This window comes from Phenylobacterium sp. (assembly GCF_036263695.1).
GTDB lineage: Bacteria > Pseudomonadota > Alphaproteobacteria > Caulobacterales > Caulobacteraceae > Phenylobacterium.
This window is the reverse complement of the sequence record NZ_DATAGM010000014.1, coordinates 1-2,960: the sequence shown is the minus strand read 5'-3', so window position 1 is coordinate 2,960 and position 2,960 is coordinate 1. Positions and strand designations below refer to the sequence as shown.

Below are 2,960 nucleotides of genomic sequence, written 5' to 3'. Positions count from 1 at the left end.
ATCTTCGAGAACCGCTTCATGCACGCGCCTGAGCTATCGCGGCTGGGCGCGGACATCACCGTTCAGGGCGGGGAGGCGCGGGTGCGGGGCGTGTCGGGGCTGAACGGCGCGCCGGTGATGGCGACCGACCTTCGGGCCTCCGTCAGCCTGGTGATCGCGGGCCTCGCCGCCAAGGGCGAGACTGTCGTAAGCCGCGTCTATCACCTGGACCGCGGTTTCGAGCGTTTGGAAGAGAAGCTGGGCGCCTGCGGGGCCCAAGTGCGCCGTCTCAAGGGTGACGGCGAGATGGAGGAATAGGGGCAGGCATGGCAGCTTCCAAGGCGCCGCCGCTGCGTCTCCTGGCGCAGGACGCCGAGGACCTGGCGATCATCTCGGCGGCTGTGCAGGACGCCGTCGTCAAGCTGGGGGACATCGTCTTCGAGGCCAACGCCCGTCGCCTGACGCTGGCCTTCAACCGCTACCGCTGGGAGGCCGGCGGCGAGCGGGTCCGCAGCGGCCTGCAACTCGGCGGAGTGCTGAGCGTGAAGTCCCGCAAGCTGAAGCGCGGGGTGAAGGACGCGGTGGTGGAGATCCTCGCCGTCACCTTCGAACCCGGCGAGGAGGCGCCCGGCGGCAGCGTCGTCTTCAGCTTCGCCGGCGACGCCGACCTCAAGGCCGAGGTGGAGTGCATCGACGTGGTGCTGGCGGACGTATCCGAGCCATGGCCGACGCCCAGGACGCCGGCGCACGAGGTGTAGGCGGTGACCACGCCGCACCAGCAGGCGGAAGCGGCGCTCACCGCCTACGGCCTGGCCTTCCCGGAGACGGATACCGGCCTGGGCTGGGCCTTCACCCGGGTGCTGCGGGTGAAGGGGAGAATGTTCTGCATCTTCGGCGACAAGGCCGAGCCTGAGGATGCGCTGACCATCACCGTCAAGCTGCCGATCTCCTTCGAGATGGTGCAGGACCTTCCATTCGTGCGCGAGAGCCGCGGCTGGTACCGCCAACATCAGTGGGCCATCGCCCATTTCGGCCCGGACGACGACGTCCTGTCGGAGCTGCCGACGCTCAAGGCCTGGCTGCGGCAGAGCTACTGCGCGGTGGCGCCGAAGAAGCTGGGCCGGCTGGTGGAGGCGGGCGGTCCGGCAGGCTGATCCGCGATCAAGGCGCGTGGCGTTCGGCCGCCAGGGCGGATAAAGAGCGCCGCATGCGACGCTTCCGCTTCTCAGACCCCGACTTCCAGGACCGCTTCTCGGCCTTCGTGGACGAGCGGCGGGGCATGCCGGCCGACGTGGAGGCGGTGGTCCGCGAGGTGGTGGACGCCGTGCGCACGGAGGGCCTGGAGGGCCTGATGCGGTTCGCGCGCAAATTCGACGATCCCGCCCTGACCGAAGCGACGCTGCGGGTGAGCGCCGAGGAGATCGCCGAGGGCGCGGCCCGGTGCCCCGCCGAGGTGCGCGAGGCGATCGACTTCGCCGCCCTGCGGATCCGCGCCTACCACGAGCGGCAGCGGCCGCAGGACATGCGGTTCACCGACGAGGCCGGCGTCGAACTCGGCTGGCGGTGGACGGCGCTGGAGGCCGTGGGGATCTACGTCCCGGGCGGTCGGGCGGCCTATCCCTCCACCGTGCTGATGAACGCCGTGCCCGCGGCCGCCGCCGGCGTCGAGCGGATCGCCATGGTGACGCCGCCGGGAGGCCTGAAGCCGGCGGTGCTGGCGGCGGCGAAGGCGGCGGGGGTGACCGAAATCTGGCGGATCGGCGGGGCCCAGGCCGTGGCGGCGCTGGCCTATGGGGCGGGACCGATCCAGCCAGTGGACAAGATCGTCGGCCCCGGCAACGCCTACGTGACCGCGGCCAAGCGGCAGGTCTACGGCGTGGTCGGGATCGACGCCATGGCGGGCCCGTCGGAGATCGTGGTCGTGGCGGACGGGGCCAACGATCCGGCCTGGATCGCCGCCGACCTTTTGTCCCAGGCCGAGCACGATCCGGACGCCCAGTCGATCCTGATCACCGACGACGAGGCCTTCGCCGGGAAGGTGGAGGCGGCGCTGGCCGAGCAGCTTCGCGCGCTCTCGACCGGCGAGGACGCGGCGGCCTCCTGGCGCGACCATGGGGCGGTGATCATCGCGCCGCTCGAGGAGTCGCCGCAGCTGGTGAACCGGATCGCCCCCGAGCACGTCGAGTTCGCCGTCGAGGCGCCGGAGCGGCTGGCGGACCGGGTGCGCCACGCCGGGGCGATCTTCCTGGGCAGGCACGCGCCCGAGGCGGTCGGCGACTATGTGGCCGGCTCCAACCACGTGCTGCCGACCAGCCGGGCGGCGCGGTTCTCTTCGGGCCTGTCGCTGTTCGACTTCATCAAGCGCACCTCGATCATCAAATGCGACCAGGCGGCCTTCGAAGTCCTAGGCCCGCCCACCGTCGCCCTCGCCGAGGCGGAGGGCCTGCCCGCCCACGCGCGCTCGGCGGCGATCCGGCTGGGGCGGGGCTGACGCCGCAGCCCCATGCGCCGGCGGGCCCGAGCCGCTAAATAGGCCGCGATGCTCCGGATATCCGAACTCAAGCTGCCCCTCGACCATGCGCCCCAGGCGCTGCCGGCGGCGATCGCCAAGCGCCTGGGCGTGCGCACCGAGGATTTGGTGCGCTGGTCGGTGTGGAAGCGGGCCCACGACGCCCGCCGGAAGTCCGCGATCCTGAAGGTCTACATCGTCGATGTGGAGGTGAAGGAGGAGGCGGCGGTGCTGAAGCGGCTGACCCGCGACACGCACGTTCGCCCGACGCCGGACACCGCCTACCGCCCGGTGGTCGCCGCGCCGCCCGCGCCGCGGCTAAGGCCGGTGGTGATCGGGGCGGGGCCGTGCGGCCTGTTCGCCGGCCTGATCCTGGCCGAGATGGGCCTGCGCCCGATCATCCTGGATCGCGGCAAGGTGGTGCGGGAGCGGACCAAGGACACCTGGGGCCTGTGGCGCCGCGGCGAGTTGA

The 2,960-nt window shown here is 71.8% G+C and carries 4 protein-coding genes and 1 pseudogene; all 5 read left to right on the top strand.

Features of this window, described 5'->3' with window-relative positions:
* A pseudogene (locus VHK87_RS00480) lies at positions 1-297 on the top strand (UDP-N-acetylglucosamine 1-carboxyvinyltransferase); the annotation flags it as partial.
* An 8-nt stretch (positions 298-305) separates the two neighbouring features.
* Positions 306-737, top strand: a complete 432-nt coding sequence (locus VHK87_RS00475) for a DUF2948 family protein (protein ID WP_329632936.1) — start codon at positions 306-308, stop codon at positions 735-737.
* A gap of 3 nt (positions 738-740) precedes the next feature.
* On the top strand, positions 741-1,133 hold the full coding sequence (locus tag VHK87_RS00470) for an MmcQ/YjbR family DNA-binding protein (RefSeq protein WP_329632935.1): 393 nt from the start codon (positions 741-743) through the stop codon (positions 1,131-1,133).
* Positions 1,134-1,186: 53 nt separating this feature from the next.
* Entirely contained in the window at positions 1,187-2,470 is a 1,284-nt protein-coding gene (hisD, locus tag VHK87_RS00465) for a histidinol dehydrogenase (protein ID WP_329632934.1), read from the top strand.
* Positions 2,471-2,518: 48 nt separating this feature from the next.
* The coding region (locus VHK87_RS00460) for an FAD-dependent monooxygenase (RefSeq protein WP_329632933.1) at positions 2,519-2,960 on the top strand (442 nt) is incomplete at its 3' end.